The organism is Pseudoalteromonas sp. S2755 (assembly GCF_005886535.1).
Classification (GTDB): Bacteria; Pseudomonadota; Gammaproteobacteria; order Enterobacterales; family Alteromonadaceae; genus Pseudoalteromonas.
The window spans coordinates 69,784-82,776 of record NZ_PNDS01000001.1 but is presented as its reverse complement, the minus strand read 5'-3'; the positions used below and the strand labels follow the sequence as shown (position 1 = coordinate 82,776).

Sequence of the window (12,993 nt, the reverse complement as noted above, 5' to 3'; positions counted from 1 at the left end):
GTAAAGGTAAATATATGTTTAAGTTTGCAGTGTTTCTGCTGGTTTTTTGTACGTTTTACGTCCAAGCGGAACTGAGTGAAGCGGATTTTGAGTCTCTTCGGCTGCAAATTAGAGAACAATATACCATCGACCCTAAAATTGCACTTCAACTCACTGAGCAAGCGTTAAATACCAGCCGTTTGAGCGCAGATCAAAAAATCAAAATCCTGAATTACAAAGCCTGGTTTCAAATGGAGCTGAATCAATTCTCAACTGCTATGCGCACGACAAATGAAATCAAACAGTTGATAAGTGACGCTCAAGATAAATCGCTGATTTATGCCTACTATAATTTGTCCGGGGGGGTTTATTCTAAACTAGGATTGTATGAGCTTGCTTTAGTGCAGTACAAAGATGCATTGATTGTTGCGGAGCAACGAGGGGAGGACATGGTATACCAAACAAAAAATAATATTGCTGACGTTTATTTTTTGCTCGGCCAATATGATATTGCGTTAGATTACTATAACGAGTACCTGCACTTTCTGAATTCAAATAAAGATGAGCTGTCATTATCATTGCTTTACAACAATATTGCTAAAGTCTACATAGCTAAAAATGAATACGATGACGCTACAAAATTTATTGATAAAGCACAGCAAATTCAAAAGAATAGTAAGTCTGACTACCATCTAGCATATTCGTCACAGTTCCGAGGAAAAGTCGCGCTTGCTAAAGGGCAGTTAGGTGCTGCATCAGCCTATTTCCGAAAATCCATCATGACTTTTCAACGGCTTGGTAATATTCGCGAAGTCAATGATGTTAAGCTTGATTTAATTACCTTGGATATCAAACAAGGCGATATTACAGAAGCTAAAAAGCTGGCTGAAGAAGTCTTGGAGTCTGCGAAACAAACAAACACTAAAAGTAAGCAGGTAAGCGCTTTGTCGGTGTTGGCGAAAATAGCTGAGTTACAGGGGGACAGCAAACACGCACTGGTTTTAACGCAGGAGTTAAGCCAAGTGGAGCGAGAGATCTATGCTCAGCAGCGCAATATTACTTTATCTCGAGCTTCTTACGAACTTGAAATAGTTGAAAAAGAGCTGGAAATAGAGTCGCTTAAACGAGTGCAGGCGGTTCAAGCGGCGGAGGCAAGCGCTCAACAAAAGTGGCTATTGAGTATTATCATATTCATGTTGATTTATGCCATATCAACTATCTTAGTGATCCAAATAATTAGACGTCGAAATAGTAAGCTACGGGCGACCTTAAAAGAGCTAACCAATACGCAAGAAATGCTCGTTGAAGCGGAGAAAATGTCGTCACTAGCTGGATTAGTTTCGGGGATGGCGCATCATCTTAATACACCAATAGGCTTAGTGATCACCGCAAACTCTTCCCTTAATGGCTCGCTACGAGACGTTCAAGACAAATTTGAACAAAAAACCCTGTCACCTAGTCAACTTAACCACTTTATAGGAGATGCTTTAGTGGCATCAGATATTGTTGACCGTAGTGCCAATCGCCTCAATGCCACAGTCGAGCGGTTTAAAGCAATTAATACCTCAATTGGCAGTGCAGAACTTAAAACAATTGAATTATCAGACTTTTTAAATTTACATATTCGTGAAATGCTGATCCGCACAGCGCCAAACGCTAAGTTAATGCTGGGTAACGATAGCCTTGAAGTACAAACCTACCCTAACATCTTGCTTGAGGTATTGAAGGAATTTATGCAAAACTCAGTGCAACACGGATTTATCGACAACCACCATATAGAGGAGCAACCTCTTATTACCATCCGTGTGAATGAATACGATGATGCATGGCAGCTAAGCTACAAAGATAATGGTCGCGGCCTGCCTGATCATAATACAGAGCAAGTGTTTAATCCCTTTTTTAGTACAAATCTTGCGGCGCAATTGGGACTTGGTTTAACCATTGTATTTAATAGCGTGAGTCATGTGCTTCAGGGCAGTATTAAGGCATATTCAGATGATAAAGGGGTGGAGTTTCTGTTGACCTTACCTAAGCAGCTAAAAAATGGTAGGCGCAAAGCTGTGAAAAATTAATTCAACTACTTTCGGAAGCTGAGATGCTTTTAAAAATGAGCCGCTCGTCCATGAGTGAGCTCATTGGGCTAGTAACTGGTTTGTTTTAAGGGTTTGTCACCTCGACGTCTTGTCCTGTTTGCAGGCGCTCTGCGCCGCGAACGGCGACTTTATCACCGGCATGTAAGATATCGCTGATGCGGGGAGTAATTTCCACCCATTGGCCTTTGCCATTGCCGACGGTGACAGGAATTTGTTCGGCTTTATTTTGCTTATCTATTTTGACGATATGGGTGCCTTGCTTGCGTAATATCAGGGCGTCTCGGTCAACCAGCAATACGGGTTGTTTGCTGGTGAGCGGCACTGCTACATCAACTAATTGACCAATTGCCCATGTATGGGTGTGATCTGCTGCAAGTGCTGCACGTACTTCAACGGTCTGTGAGCGCGGATCGGTTGAGGGGATCACCGCTGTGACTTTCGCTGACGTATTATCTGGCTGGGATAAGTCACCAGAACGTATTGGCAGCGCTATGCCTTTTTGCAAAAACTTCAAGTATTTAACTGGCACATATAAGCGAACTTCAAGATGATGGATATCTAATATGGTGAGCAGTTCGTCGGCGCGGTTTATTTCTCGACCCGCGCGCTTAAAACGTTCACTGATAACGCCATCAAATGGAGCACGGACCGTTGCGCGAGACAACTTATCGTCAATCACCTTAAGTTCGACTTCCGCTAAGGCGATATCTGACAGCGCTAGGTCATGTTTATTTTGCATTTCATCAACTTGACTTTCTGCCGCGCTGCTGGTTTTTGCGAGCTTCTTTAATCGAGCCAATTCTTGTTGATATAAGCGTAAATTGATCTTGGCTCGATTTAATAATTCGGCTTGACGGGCCTTATCGAGTTCCAGTGGGAGTGTGTCCATACGTACTAAGATTTCGTCTTTTGCGACGTTGGTACCGGGTTCTGCTACGTACAACAAACGGCCACTAACTCCAGCGGTTAGCGTCACATCGTCTTTCCCATACAGTGTGCCACTAACTTCAATTTCGCTCGTGAGAGGGGCTTTTGTCACTTCAGCGACGGTGACTGGCACCACGGCGGCGACGTGTGGTGCAACGATCCCAGCACACAGTGCTAGGGCCTGAAGTGTCTGTTTTATTGGGTTTTTCATTCTGTTCTCACTACTTACTGATTGGCAACTAGGCTGAGCGGGGCTTTGGCCGTTGATTTGTTTGTTTCTGATGGCGGAGTTTGCCGGCCAAGTTGCAATAAACTTGGCATCAACACTAAGGTAAATAATGCACTGATAGCCATGCCACCGACGATGACGGTAGCAAGGCCCCGGTAGATTTCTGAGCCGACGCCGGGCATGAGCATTAGTGGCAGCATGCCAAACAGACTGGTCAAGGTGCTCAAGTAAACGGGTCTTGCTCTTAGTAACACCGCTTGTCTGACCGACGCTTCACGGCTCATACCCGATGCCATCGCAACACGAGTTTGATCCACCAGCAAAATGGCATTGTTAACGACCAGCCCAAGCAAGATGATAAAACCTATCATGGTCAGTAAATCCAATGACTGAAAGGTAAAGAGGTTTAAGATATACAGAGCCAGCACGCCACCTGCGATAGCCAATGGCATCACTAACAATACCAAGGCGCTATCTTTGGCGGACTTGAACAGCGCAGTCATTAACAAAAACAAAATGAACAATGCGAGGACAAAATTCAACGCCATTTCTTCCATTGCAGAATTCATCTTTTGTGCATTTCCTGCCAAAATAGCACCCGCACTGGCCGGTAGGCTTGCGCGCACTTTTGGCATCACCTGTTCACTCAAGATGGTTTGCACTTGCTGCAGGCTCATATCAGCCGGAGGCGTGACAACAATGCTGACTGTGCGACGGCCGTTGACACGTCGCAGTTGCGTCGGGCCAACTGTACGTTCTATATTTGCCAACTCGCCGAGAGTTTGAATTCCAGACTGAGGGGTTACGATAGGCAAGGCTTTTAGTTCCTCAGGGCTTTGCCAAGGGATACCACGAAGGATAACGTTCATGCGCTCGTTACCATCAAAATACTCATTGACGAATAATCCACCGGTATAAGCTTGTACCGCTTGAGATACATCTCGACGCGTTAATCCCGCTTGGGTGATCCTGCGATCGTTGGGCGTTAATCTAAGCTCTGGTTCTGCCATATCCAATCGAGGCTGAGGTCTGGCCGTTGCCTCTGGAAGCGCGTTTTGTACTGCTTGCAAAGCCACTTGCGCACCTGAGATCAAGTCGTCCATATTGGGACCTGTAAGGTCAATATTGATATCGCGACCATCGCCACCGTTGGCGACTTGGATCATGGAGCCGCGAAAGAAAAACACTTGAGTATCGGGAAGGTCAACGAAGATTTCTTCTTTGGCCACTTTCATCAATTCTTCAACACGTTGAGGGTCGGCTGAATAGATAAAGCCGCCAGCATTAGAGCCAAACGCATAGAAATTAAAGTCTTTAATACCAGGTTCCTTTTCGCCTTGGTAATAGGGCATTAAGCGTTTTTTCACACGCAGCAGCAATTCTTCTTCCATAAACTGTACGTTGCCACCAGGTGGAGTCGCTAGGTTAAAGAAAAAGCCATCGGTAGGTGCCCTTGGCATAAAGTCAGTTTTTGGCAGCATGGTCATAGTTGCAACCACCGAGCCACCCAATAATACGCCAATCCAAGTAAGTTGCTTTACTCTATTATTGGTCAATTTCATGATGAAGTTGGTGAGTTTTTGCCAGTATTGATGATAAGGATCTGGCTTTAGTTCAGAGTCTGGCCACAAATGGTTTGCCAGTGGAATAAGGGTAATTGCACACAACATTGACGCAATAACGGCAATCGAAAGTGTCAGTGCTAAATCGGAGAATAGTTGCCCCTCAATACCTGCCATAAAGAGAATAGGTAAAAAGATGGCGACGCTGGTGGTTGTCGAAGCAAATAATGCTCCGGTCACTTGTGCAGCTCCTTTTAAGGCGGCTTTTTTGTTATCGAATCCTTCTGCTCTTAAGCGTGAGATATTCTCTTGGACTATGATAGCTGCGTCTAATACTAGGCCCACTGCAAATGCTAACCCCGCCAACGAGATCACATTCAGACTACGGTCAAAGATATTAAGTGCGAGAAAGGCGACCATCAAAGAAACAGGGATTGTAGCTGCAATCACCAAGGTTGCTTTTAAGCCTCTAAAAAATAGCCACAGAATTAAACAAGATAAGAGAACTCCAAGGCCTAAATTACTTTTTACTAAAGAAAGTGCATTACGAATGTGGACGGAGGCATCAAAGCTGAGCTCAATCGACAAGCCATTTTCAGCCAGCGGTCCTTGGTTTAGTTCATCAATTGCAAGGTTGATCTCATCAAGCAAGGCAACGGTATTCGCTTCGTTGGCTCGTGAGATCCGAATATAATAGGCCGGTTTACCATTGCGGCCACTCATGCCCAAACGGTCTGAGAAGGTGCGCTCAACACTTGCAATATCACCTAAGTAGATAGGCCTGTCTCCAGAATAGCCGACCCGCATTTGGGCCATACTGGAAAGGTCGTATTGGCCGGTGAATCGCACGGTATATTGGCGACGTCCAACGTTGGCAAGACCTCCAGAGGTATCGCGAGAGCTCGCAAGTACATTACTGATTTGATCTAAACTAATACCAAGCGCAGCGGCTTTATGCGGGTCGAAAGTAATACGCAGCTCTTTTGGCCGCTCACTCGCAAGATCAACGCGTGCTACGCCAGGAATACGTGCAAGTCTTGGTTCAACAAACTCGTCGATTTGCTTTTGAAACTGCGCCATATCAAAGTCGAGACTATTTGATTGATAGTCTTTGGGCGTGACTAGCAAAGTGGCTGCTGCTTCACCGTTATTACCGCCGGCGAATACGACTGGGTCTAGCGCATCAAGTGGCAACGGTGGGGCTTGATTTAAGCTTGTTAGCACATCTAGCATCGCTTGTTGCATATTCGCACCTACAGCAAATGTTAGCGTAATAGAGCCGTTACCACGATTGATGTTGGTATTAACTTCAAGTGCGCCGGGTGTGTTTTTTACCGCATTTTCTAGCGGTTCGATGATCACAGATTCTATTTCTTCTGGGGCGGCTTGGCGCCATCCCGAGAAAATCGTGATCTGTGGTTGCTCAATATCTGGCGTCAACTGAATGGGCAGTTTAAATACACTTAACAGCCCAAATAAAATAATCAACACCAAGATGACAATTACACTCGCTGGATTTTTTAGCGAACCGCGTGTCACGTTCATTTGGTACATTTCCAATCTTGCTTTTTTTGCATTGTAGTGGGATGTAAAAAAAGTGCCAGTAAGGTGAAATTCGCGTTTGCTAAAGTTAGCGCTAAATCGGCGAAAATAAGCGACAAAGCGCATTTCTGTAATACCTTGTAACGCTTTTTTATAGTTTGAAAAACTTTTTGATCTGAATTAAAGGCAAATAAACTTGTACTAGTAAGATCAATAGAAGTGGCTAAACTTAGCCGAGCGTGATCAGTTCTTAGCAATAATTGATAAATGATATTCAAAAGGAGGTTATATGTACGTTGCGTTAAAATGGGACCATATTATCGGAGCACATTTTGTCCAGTGGATCGTCGTAAAATGCAGTGGCGTAACGGACAAATTTGGATTACCGCAAGCCTTACCTCCTCGACGTGATATTGCCTATTTCACCGATCCCCAATCCGCTGAACAAGATGCTAAACAATTTGCGGAATACAAAAATACTGGGCAAATGGCGCATATTGAAAAAAAATACTCTCCCAACTTGGGTGAGCACCATGGCTTTTGTCACTATGCGTGGGATCACACTTATCTCGGTGAATTAGTAAAGCACGCGGTGCTTTACTGGGAAGACGGCAAACACTTTTCACCCGAACCACACCGAAGCGATATTGCTTATTTTATCGATCCACAAACAAGTGAATTAGATAGTATTTTCTTTGCACAATATAAGCTAGAGCGAGCAAGGCTGCTCAGACAAAAGCAAGATGTAGGTTAATACCCATTGGTATTGCATATCGACTCACCTCACGATAGGTGAAGTGAGTTTGTCTTAGCAATTACTGAGCATTATCTACATCACTTTGCGCGTAAGTTGGGTAGTCACTTGGTTTAAAGCGATTGAGGTTATTGAGGAAACGACTGTCTTTAACGGGCAAGGTGGCGGAGCCATAATCATACTGATTTAGCTTTTCTCGTAATTCGGAGTTGGAAATTCCATCCCCAGTCATTTTATACCAACTAATGATTGTGGGAGTAACAAAACGATGATAGTTATTTTCAGCGATTTCGTTTGATTTGGCGAAGCGCAGTGCATGGGTCAAAATGCCGTCTTTATGATAGACAATTTTTAAATGACCATTCTCGAATGGTAGCTCATTAGCAGGTTTAGTGAATAAGTCACCATGTGCGCTATAGCTACCATGTGTAACTATGCCATCTCGAGTCCATACCGCCGCATATTCCCAATCATGTCGATGACCACCACCAAAATAATCAAACACTTGGTCTTTTTTAAAGTAAAGTGCATAGAAATGTCCACAATACTCGCCGCTAACGGTGGTTTTACAGGCGTAGCGATGCACAGTATTAGAAGTATTTAAAAATTGATTATCTCGGCAATCACCTGTGATGCGCCCCGATGTCTTTAGCCCTGAATTTTGCACGCCAGTTCTACTGATCCCTGCACTCGGCAGGCAACCATCACCGTCAAAATCGAACACAGGTTCAGCACCATTGATAATGTAGGGGGCTGGTAGGGCTTCGTCTAATGCCGCAAAGTCATTACCGTAAGCGTATTGTGTAGACGCTGCAACAATTGCGAGGGACAATAAGGGGAGTTGTGTTGTTGTCATACTGCTTTCCTTAATAAATGCAGTTGTGCCGTTTTGCACAACCGCTAACGATTAGAATTTAAGGTTAAAATAGAAGTATGACTTAAATGTATATTTAATGTTAAGTTTTTTGTTGGTTATTTAGTTTGTTTTGAAAATCAGATCTGACAATGTCAAGCGCAGCAATGACTTCCTCTGCGGGAAGATCATGTTCCTCTAACAACATAATGAGGTCGACAGCAAGTTTTACATGAGTTGGTGCTTGTTCTAAAGGGGTACTCATACTTGAAATTGCTCCTTTTTAGCGATTTGAGCAATGGCAAAATCAATTGCACGTTCTACCGCTTGTTCCATCTTCGCACGCTCGGGCTGAGGCAGGTAAAATTCCATGTCGACATCGTAGCGAATATAGCGCGATGGCAGTTGGTTCAATACAGTACAACAAAAGTCAGCCATTACGTCTTCATCGTAGACTTTATCTAACTTACGACGGACGATATGTTCGACTACTAACTTTTCATAATAATTATGAATATCATCATGTAACTTCATACAGCCTCCTGCACATTCCTTTTAAGTTTATATCATAATAGCGGGGTTATCGAACAAAGCCAAAAAGGTTTGTTGATGTATATCTACAAGATGATCAACGTCGCGCTGATAGCCCCCGCCAAGAGCAAAAGCTAATGGAATATTGAGGTGATGCGCATACTCAAAAACAATCGAATCTCGATCCCTAACGCCTTGCTTTGAAACACTAAAGTGTCCGAGCTCATCGCCTTGATACACATCTGCGCCGGCGTTATAGAGGATGAGGTCTGGTTGGTATAATCGAACCGCCAGTTGTAAGGCTTCGCGGACGGTTGCCACATATTGCGCATCCTGTGTATTCACAGATAAGGCAAAGTCTAAATCGGATTGCGGTTTAACGCGAGGAAAGTTACTTTCACAGTGGATGGAGCAAGTAATGATATCGTCTCTATCTGCAACGATTGTTGCTGTGCCATCGCCTTGATGCACGTCACAGTCAAAGATAAGCACTCGCTCAACCCGTTGATGGGCAATGAGTATTGCTGCGACCACCGCCCAATCATTAAATATGCAAAAGCCGCTGCCAAAATCGTGATGTGCGTGATGATAGCCGCCGCTTAAGTTTGCTCCAAATCCATGTTCGAGCGCATATTTTGCTGCCGCTAGACCGCCACCTAAAGAAATCAAAGTGCGCTGTACGAGTTGTTCACTCCAAGGAAAGCCCATTTTCTTAATGGCTTTTTCGCTCAACGTGCCGTTTAGAAAGGCATCAACGTAATTACTATCGTGGCAAAGTTGCAGCGCATCAGCTGTGATTCTTTGCTCGGGTTCTTTGATAAATTTAGCAAATTTACTGGCGTTTATTCGTTGGTATAATTTTTTATACTTGCTGATCGGGAAGCGATGCTTCTCAGGCAGGCTCAGCTCGCTATAAATAGGGTGGTAGTAAAGCATTAACGGCTCTGACTTTTCTCAACTTCTTGAATTTTTTGCTCAGTGGCGGAAATGGCTTTTCTACAGCGGCCAAGGCGAGCGTGAAGGGCTAATATTTCGGCATTGAGTTTGGCAGCCTGTGAGGGAGCTGCCTTATCCATCTGTAGTCTTCTGAGGTCAATCATTTCTTGCAACCGACGCTCAAATTCATGATTTTGAGACAGTTCCTGATATAACTCATGGGACGACTGCATAATCTTCTGCACTGCCTTTTTATACACTTTGGCTTTTTTTGGTGTATTCAGTTTGTTTTCTTTCGCCCAGACAGGGGTTGATTTTAACACCTTCAACACGGCTTCCATTTGCGAACCTATTCGTTCGATGGCGAATGCAAAGGCGTGACGCTGTTCGCTTGGCGGCAGATGGGACAGTGCTTCTACTATTTCTTCGACATAGTCGCTGAGCTTTAAGCTTTTAGTGCGAAATACACGGGCATCAAATAAGCTGGGCTGTGCCTGCATATAACGATTCTTATCAAACCATTTTGCTGAGTCAAATTGCGCTGCTTGTTGCTTTAAGCGGCTGACTTGTTGCTCAAGCTTGATAAGTCCTGTACTCACGAGAAATACGCCTCAAAAATAAGCTTGCCCGCAAGTACAATAACCACAGTGTTAAAGAGTGGTTTGATCAGTTTGTTGCCAAACTTAATTGCAGAATGCGCACCAAGCCAAGCACCAAACATTAAAAAGGCGCCCATGGTGATACCCAGCATAAAGTTAACATGACCCAGGGCTACAAAGGTGATAAGCGAAATAAAGTTGGAAACAAAGTTCATTGAACGAGCAAGGCCACAGTTTAAAAGTAAGCTCATTTTATAGAGCATACTGTTAGACGCAGTCCAAAACGTACCAGTACCAGGTCCTGCCATACCATCAAAAAATCCCAACGATAAACCTTGCGCCCATTGCTTGATTTTAAGTGCTCGATTCGCTTCTGGCAAAGTATGGGAATCTGTTGGGCTTAGCCTACCGAACAAGCTATAAATTGCGACAGCGATGATAATAACGGGAATAAGTTTGTTTAAAAACTCGATACTTAGAAAGTCGACAAGTAGTGTGCCCAATACGGCACCTATCGCAGTGGCAATAATGGAGCCAATCCAAAAGCTAGGCTTGAATAACTGCTTTTTGTAGTAGGTAAAGCTTGCGGTTAAGGAACCAAAACTCGCGGCAAGCTTGTTAGTACCTAAGGTTAAATGTGGAGGAAGGCCCGCAGTAAGCAAGGCTGGTACGGTTAGCAGCCCACCGCCACCTGCAATTGCATCAATAAATCCAGCAGCCAGTGCGACTAAGCAAAGTAACCCCCAAGTTGTGGGATCTAAAGCGAGTTCAAACATTATTAATCAATTTGCCTTTTGTATGGTGGCAGAGTATCAAGCATGGCTTTGCCATAACGTTTTGTAACTAAACGTCTATCTAAGATGGTGATACGGCCGGAGTCTGATTCTTTACGCAGCAGTCTACCACAGCTTTGTACTAATTTCTTTGCGGCATCGGGTACAGTGATAGATAAAAATGGATTCCCACCTTTACTTTGCACAAATTCTGCTTGGGCTTCCTCAATAGGGGACGTTGGCACGGCAAAAGGGATTTTAGTCACCACGAGGTTTTCTAGGTATTTTCCGGGTAAATCTAGCCCCTCGGATAGGCTTTGTGTACCAAATAAGATACTGCCGCGACCTAAGTCGATATTTGCTTTGTGACGAGTGAGTAAGGCATCACGGGAAAGTTCTCCCTGCACCAAAATATTGAGATTTTTACCTCTTAATTTTTCTACCACATGATTCATTTGCCAATAAGAAGCAAACAGGACAAGGTTAGCCTTACTGGTGTCTAAGTAGGTTGGCAGGGCATCCGCTAAATAATCACTAAAGGCTTTATCCGTTGGATCTGTTTGGGTTTTTGGCAAATGCAATGTTGCTTGATTGGGGTAATCAAACGGAGAATCAGCCTTGATATATTTGACACCGGGCTCTTTTGCCAACCCACTTTCGTGGGCGAAATGATCGAATGTGCCCAAAGCGCTGAGGGTTGCGGAGCAGAGCACCGCGCCTGCACACTCTCGCCAGAGGTTATCCTTCAAATAATAGCCGACTTCGATCGGACAATCGCAAAGTAAATGGTCGTGATGGTGTTTGTATTCTAAGCGTTTTATCCACCTTGCATGTGGCACGCTGTCGCCTTTTCGCGCGTAGCTAAACCAGAGTTTGTTGAGTTGCTCAAGCCGGTTGATATATTGACCGCTTTCAACCAGTAACGGGTCGGCTAAAAATGCTTGCACATCGCCGTCTGAAACATCGCCCGATAGCGCATCATGCATCTTGGTAAGACAACGCAGTGCATCTTGCGTGGCATCCGCAATATCTTTTGCTTTTACGGTGAGCGCTTCAGGTACTTCGCCATGACTAAAACGGTAGGTATCGTCATCGTTATAAGTAAAGTCGCTCTGATCGAGTATATCTCTTACCGCTCTGAGATATTTCGCCGCGTCATTGGCTGCATCATTCAGTTTGAAATTCTGCCCAATGGCTTTTTGCGAAACCACGGTATTTGCCATCTTTCCGCTAAACTTAAGTAGCTTTTCTAGCCACTCGATAGTGCCTTTAATCGTCGCCGCGGCGGAAGAAAAATCTCTGGTAATATGGGGCAGATGGTGCGCTTCGTCAATTACGTAAAATGTTTCTTCAGGTTCTGGCAATATCGTCCCGCCACCCAATTCTAAGTCGGCCAGTAACAAAGCGTGATTTATCACAAGCACATCCATTTGTGCGATCTTTTGCCGAGCTAAATGAAAAGGACATAAATGATGAGATTTTAATTGCCGTTGGCAAGCGTGTTTATCACAAGCGATAACATTCCAAACTTTATCTGGAATTGTGTCTTCCCAGCTATCTCTGTCACCTTGCCAGCGCTTTTCTTGGTATGCAAGTGCTAACTCTCTTAAGCATTTTTGCTCCATTTGAGAAAGTGGGCTGCTGGTTGTCGGCATCATCGACATTTGCATCTCATCATCGCTGACGGCGGCCATCAGTTTTTGTACGCAGATGTAGCGTTGACGGCCTTTTACAAGGTCAAATTTAAAGTCTATGCCTGAATGTTCTTTTAAAAATGGCAACTCTTTGTTGATCAATTGTTCTTGTAAGGCGACGGTTGCAGTTGAAATGACAAGTTTCTTTTTACTTGAGAGTGCAACAGGAAGCGCGCCGAGTAGATAGGCTAAAGATTTTCCAGTACCTGTTCCTGCTTCAATCACGCAAATACGTTGAGTACGGTGATAATCACCAGAGAGTGTTTTTGCTATTTCGGCGACCAGATAATTTTGACTCGGACGAGGACGAAAGCCATCTAAAGCGGAGGCGACATTTTGATGTGCTTGGCGGATGGTTTTTTTTAGTTTGTCTGAGAGCATAATCTATTTAGCCTAGAGTTCTGATATGAAGCAAGCCTACCACTTGAGTCTCGATTTTTAGTTAATCACTGCGTTAATGGATAGGTTTTATTCTGTTTGTGACTTTATGTTCAATAAACAGGTGGATATAATTACAGTGA

At 44.1% G+C, this 12,993-nt stretch carries 11 protein-coding genes; 2 read left to right on the top strand and 9 right to left on the bottom strand.

The features are described 5' to 3' along the window. Positions 1 to 14: 14 nt before the first annotated feature. The gene (locus CWC03_RS00360) at positions 15 to 2,051 is read left to right on the top strand and encodes a tetratricopeptide repeat-containing sensor histidine kinase (RefSeq protein ID WP_138580124.1); all 2,037 of its coding nucleotides are present in this window, start codon (positions 15 to 17) and stop codon (positions 2,049 to 2,051) included. A gap of 85 nt (positions 2,052 to 2,136) precedes the next feature. On the opposite strand, the gene CWC03_RS00355 is transcribed toward CWC03_RS00360, so the two are convergent. Together CWC03_RS00355 and CWC03_RS00350 are read right to left on the bottom strand one after the other, a co-directional pair. Further along, the gene (locus CWC03_RS00355; RefSeq protein WP_138580123.1) at positions 2,137 to 3,210 is read right to left on the bottom strand and encodes an efflux RND transporter periplasmic adaptor subunit; all 1,074 of its coding nucleotides are present in this window, start codon (positions 3,208 to 3,210) and stop codon (positions 2,137 to 2,139) included. A gap of 14 nt (positions 3,211 to 3,224) precedes the next feature. Further along, entirely contained in the window at positions 3,225 to 6,335 is a 3,111-nt protein-coding gene (locus CWC03_RS00350) for an efflux RND transporter permease subunit (protein WP_138580122.1), read from the bottom strand. Between the two features lie 286 nt (positions 6,336 to 6,621). On the opposite strand from CWC03_RS00350, the gene CWC03_RS00345 reads away from it, so the two are divergent. Next, positions 6,622 to 7,086 (top strand): hypothetical protein, encoded by a 465-nt coding sequence (locus tag CWC03_RS00345; protein WP_138580121.1) that lies wholly within the window; start codon positions 6,622 to 6,624, stop codon positions 7,084 to 7,086. Positions 7,087 to 7,147: 61 nt separating this feature from the next. Here CWC03_RS00345 and CWC03_RS00340 read toward each other — a convergent pair whose 3' ends face one another. From CWC03_RS00340 to dinG, 7 genes are all read right to left on the bottom strand, one after another. Continuing rightward, positions 7,148 to 7,942 (bottom strand): NPP1 family protein, encoded by a 795-nt coding sequence (locus CWC03_RS00340; RefSeq protein ID WP_138580120.1) that lies wholly within the window; start codon positions 7,940 to 7,942, stop codon positions 7,148 to 7,150. A gap of 100 nt (positions 7,943 to 8,042) precedes the next feature. Beyond that, entirely contained in the window at positions 8,043 to 8,204 is a 162-nt protein-coding gene (locus CWC03_RS00335; protein WP_128726941.1) for a DUF2496 domain-containing protein, read from the bottom strand. Continuing rightward, positions 8,201 to 8,473 carry a late competence development ComFB family protein gene (locus CWC03_RS00330; protein ID WP_138580119.1) on the bottom strand — a complete coding sequence of 91 codons (273 nt, stop codon included), beginning with the start codon at positions 8,471 to 8,473 and terminating at the stop codon, positions 8,201 to 8,203. Before CWC03_RS00330 ends, CWC03_RS00335 begins: the two co-directional genes overlap by 4 nt. A gap of 27 nt (positions 8,474 to 8,500) precedes the next feature. After that, the gene (locus tag CWC03_RS00325) at positions 8,501 to 9,406 is read right to left on the bottom strand and encodes a histone deacetylase family protein (protein WP_138580118.1); all 906 of its coding nucleotides are present in this window, start codon (positions 9,404 to 9,406) and stop codon (positions 8,501 to 8,503) included. After that, entirely contained in the window at positions 9,406 to 10,005 is a 600-nt protein-coding gene (locus CWC03_RS00320) for a primosomal replication protein (protein ID WP_138580117.1), read from the bottom strand. The genes CWC03_RS00325 and CWC03_RS00320 overlap by 1 nt, the downstream gene beginning before the upstream one ends. Next, complete coding sequence (locus CWC03_RS00315; RefSeq protein ID WP_138580116.1) at positions 10,002 to 10,781, bottom strand: TSUP family transporter; 780 nt, start codon at positions 10,779 to 10,781, stop codon at positions 10,002 to 10,004. The genes CWC03_RS00320 and CWC03_RS00315 overlap by 4 nt, the downstream gene beginning before the upstream one ends. Before the next feature lie 2 nt (positions 10,782 to 10,783). Beyond that, a complete protein-coding gene (gene dinG / locus CWC03_RS00310) occupies positions 10,784 to 12,853 on the bottom strand; it encodes an ATP-dependent DNA helicase DinG (protein WP_099029414.1) in 2,070 nt (689 codons plus the stop codon). Positions 12,854 to 12,993 lie beyond the last annotated feature (140 nt).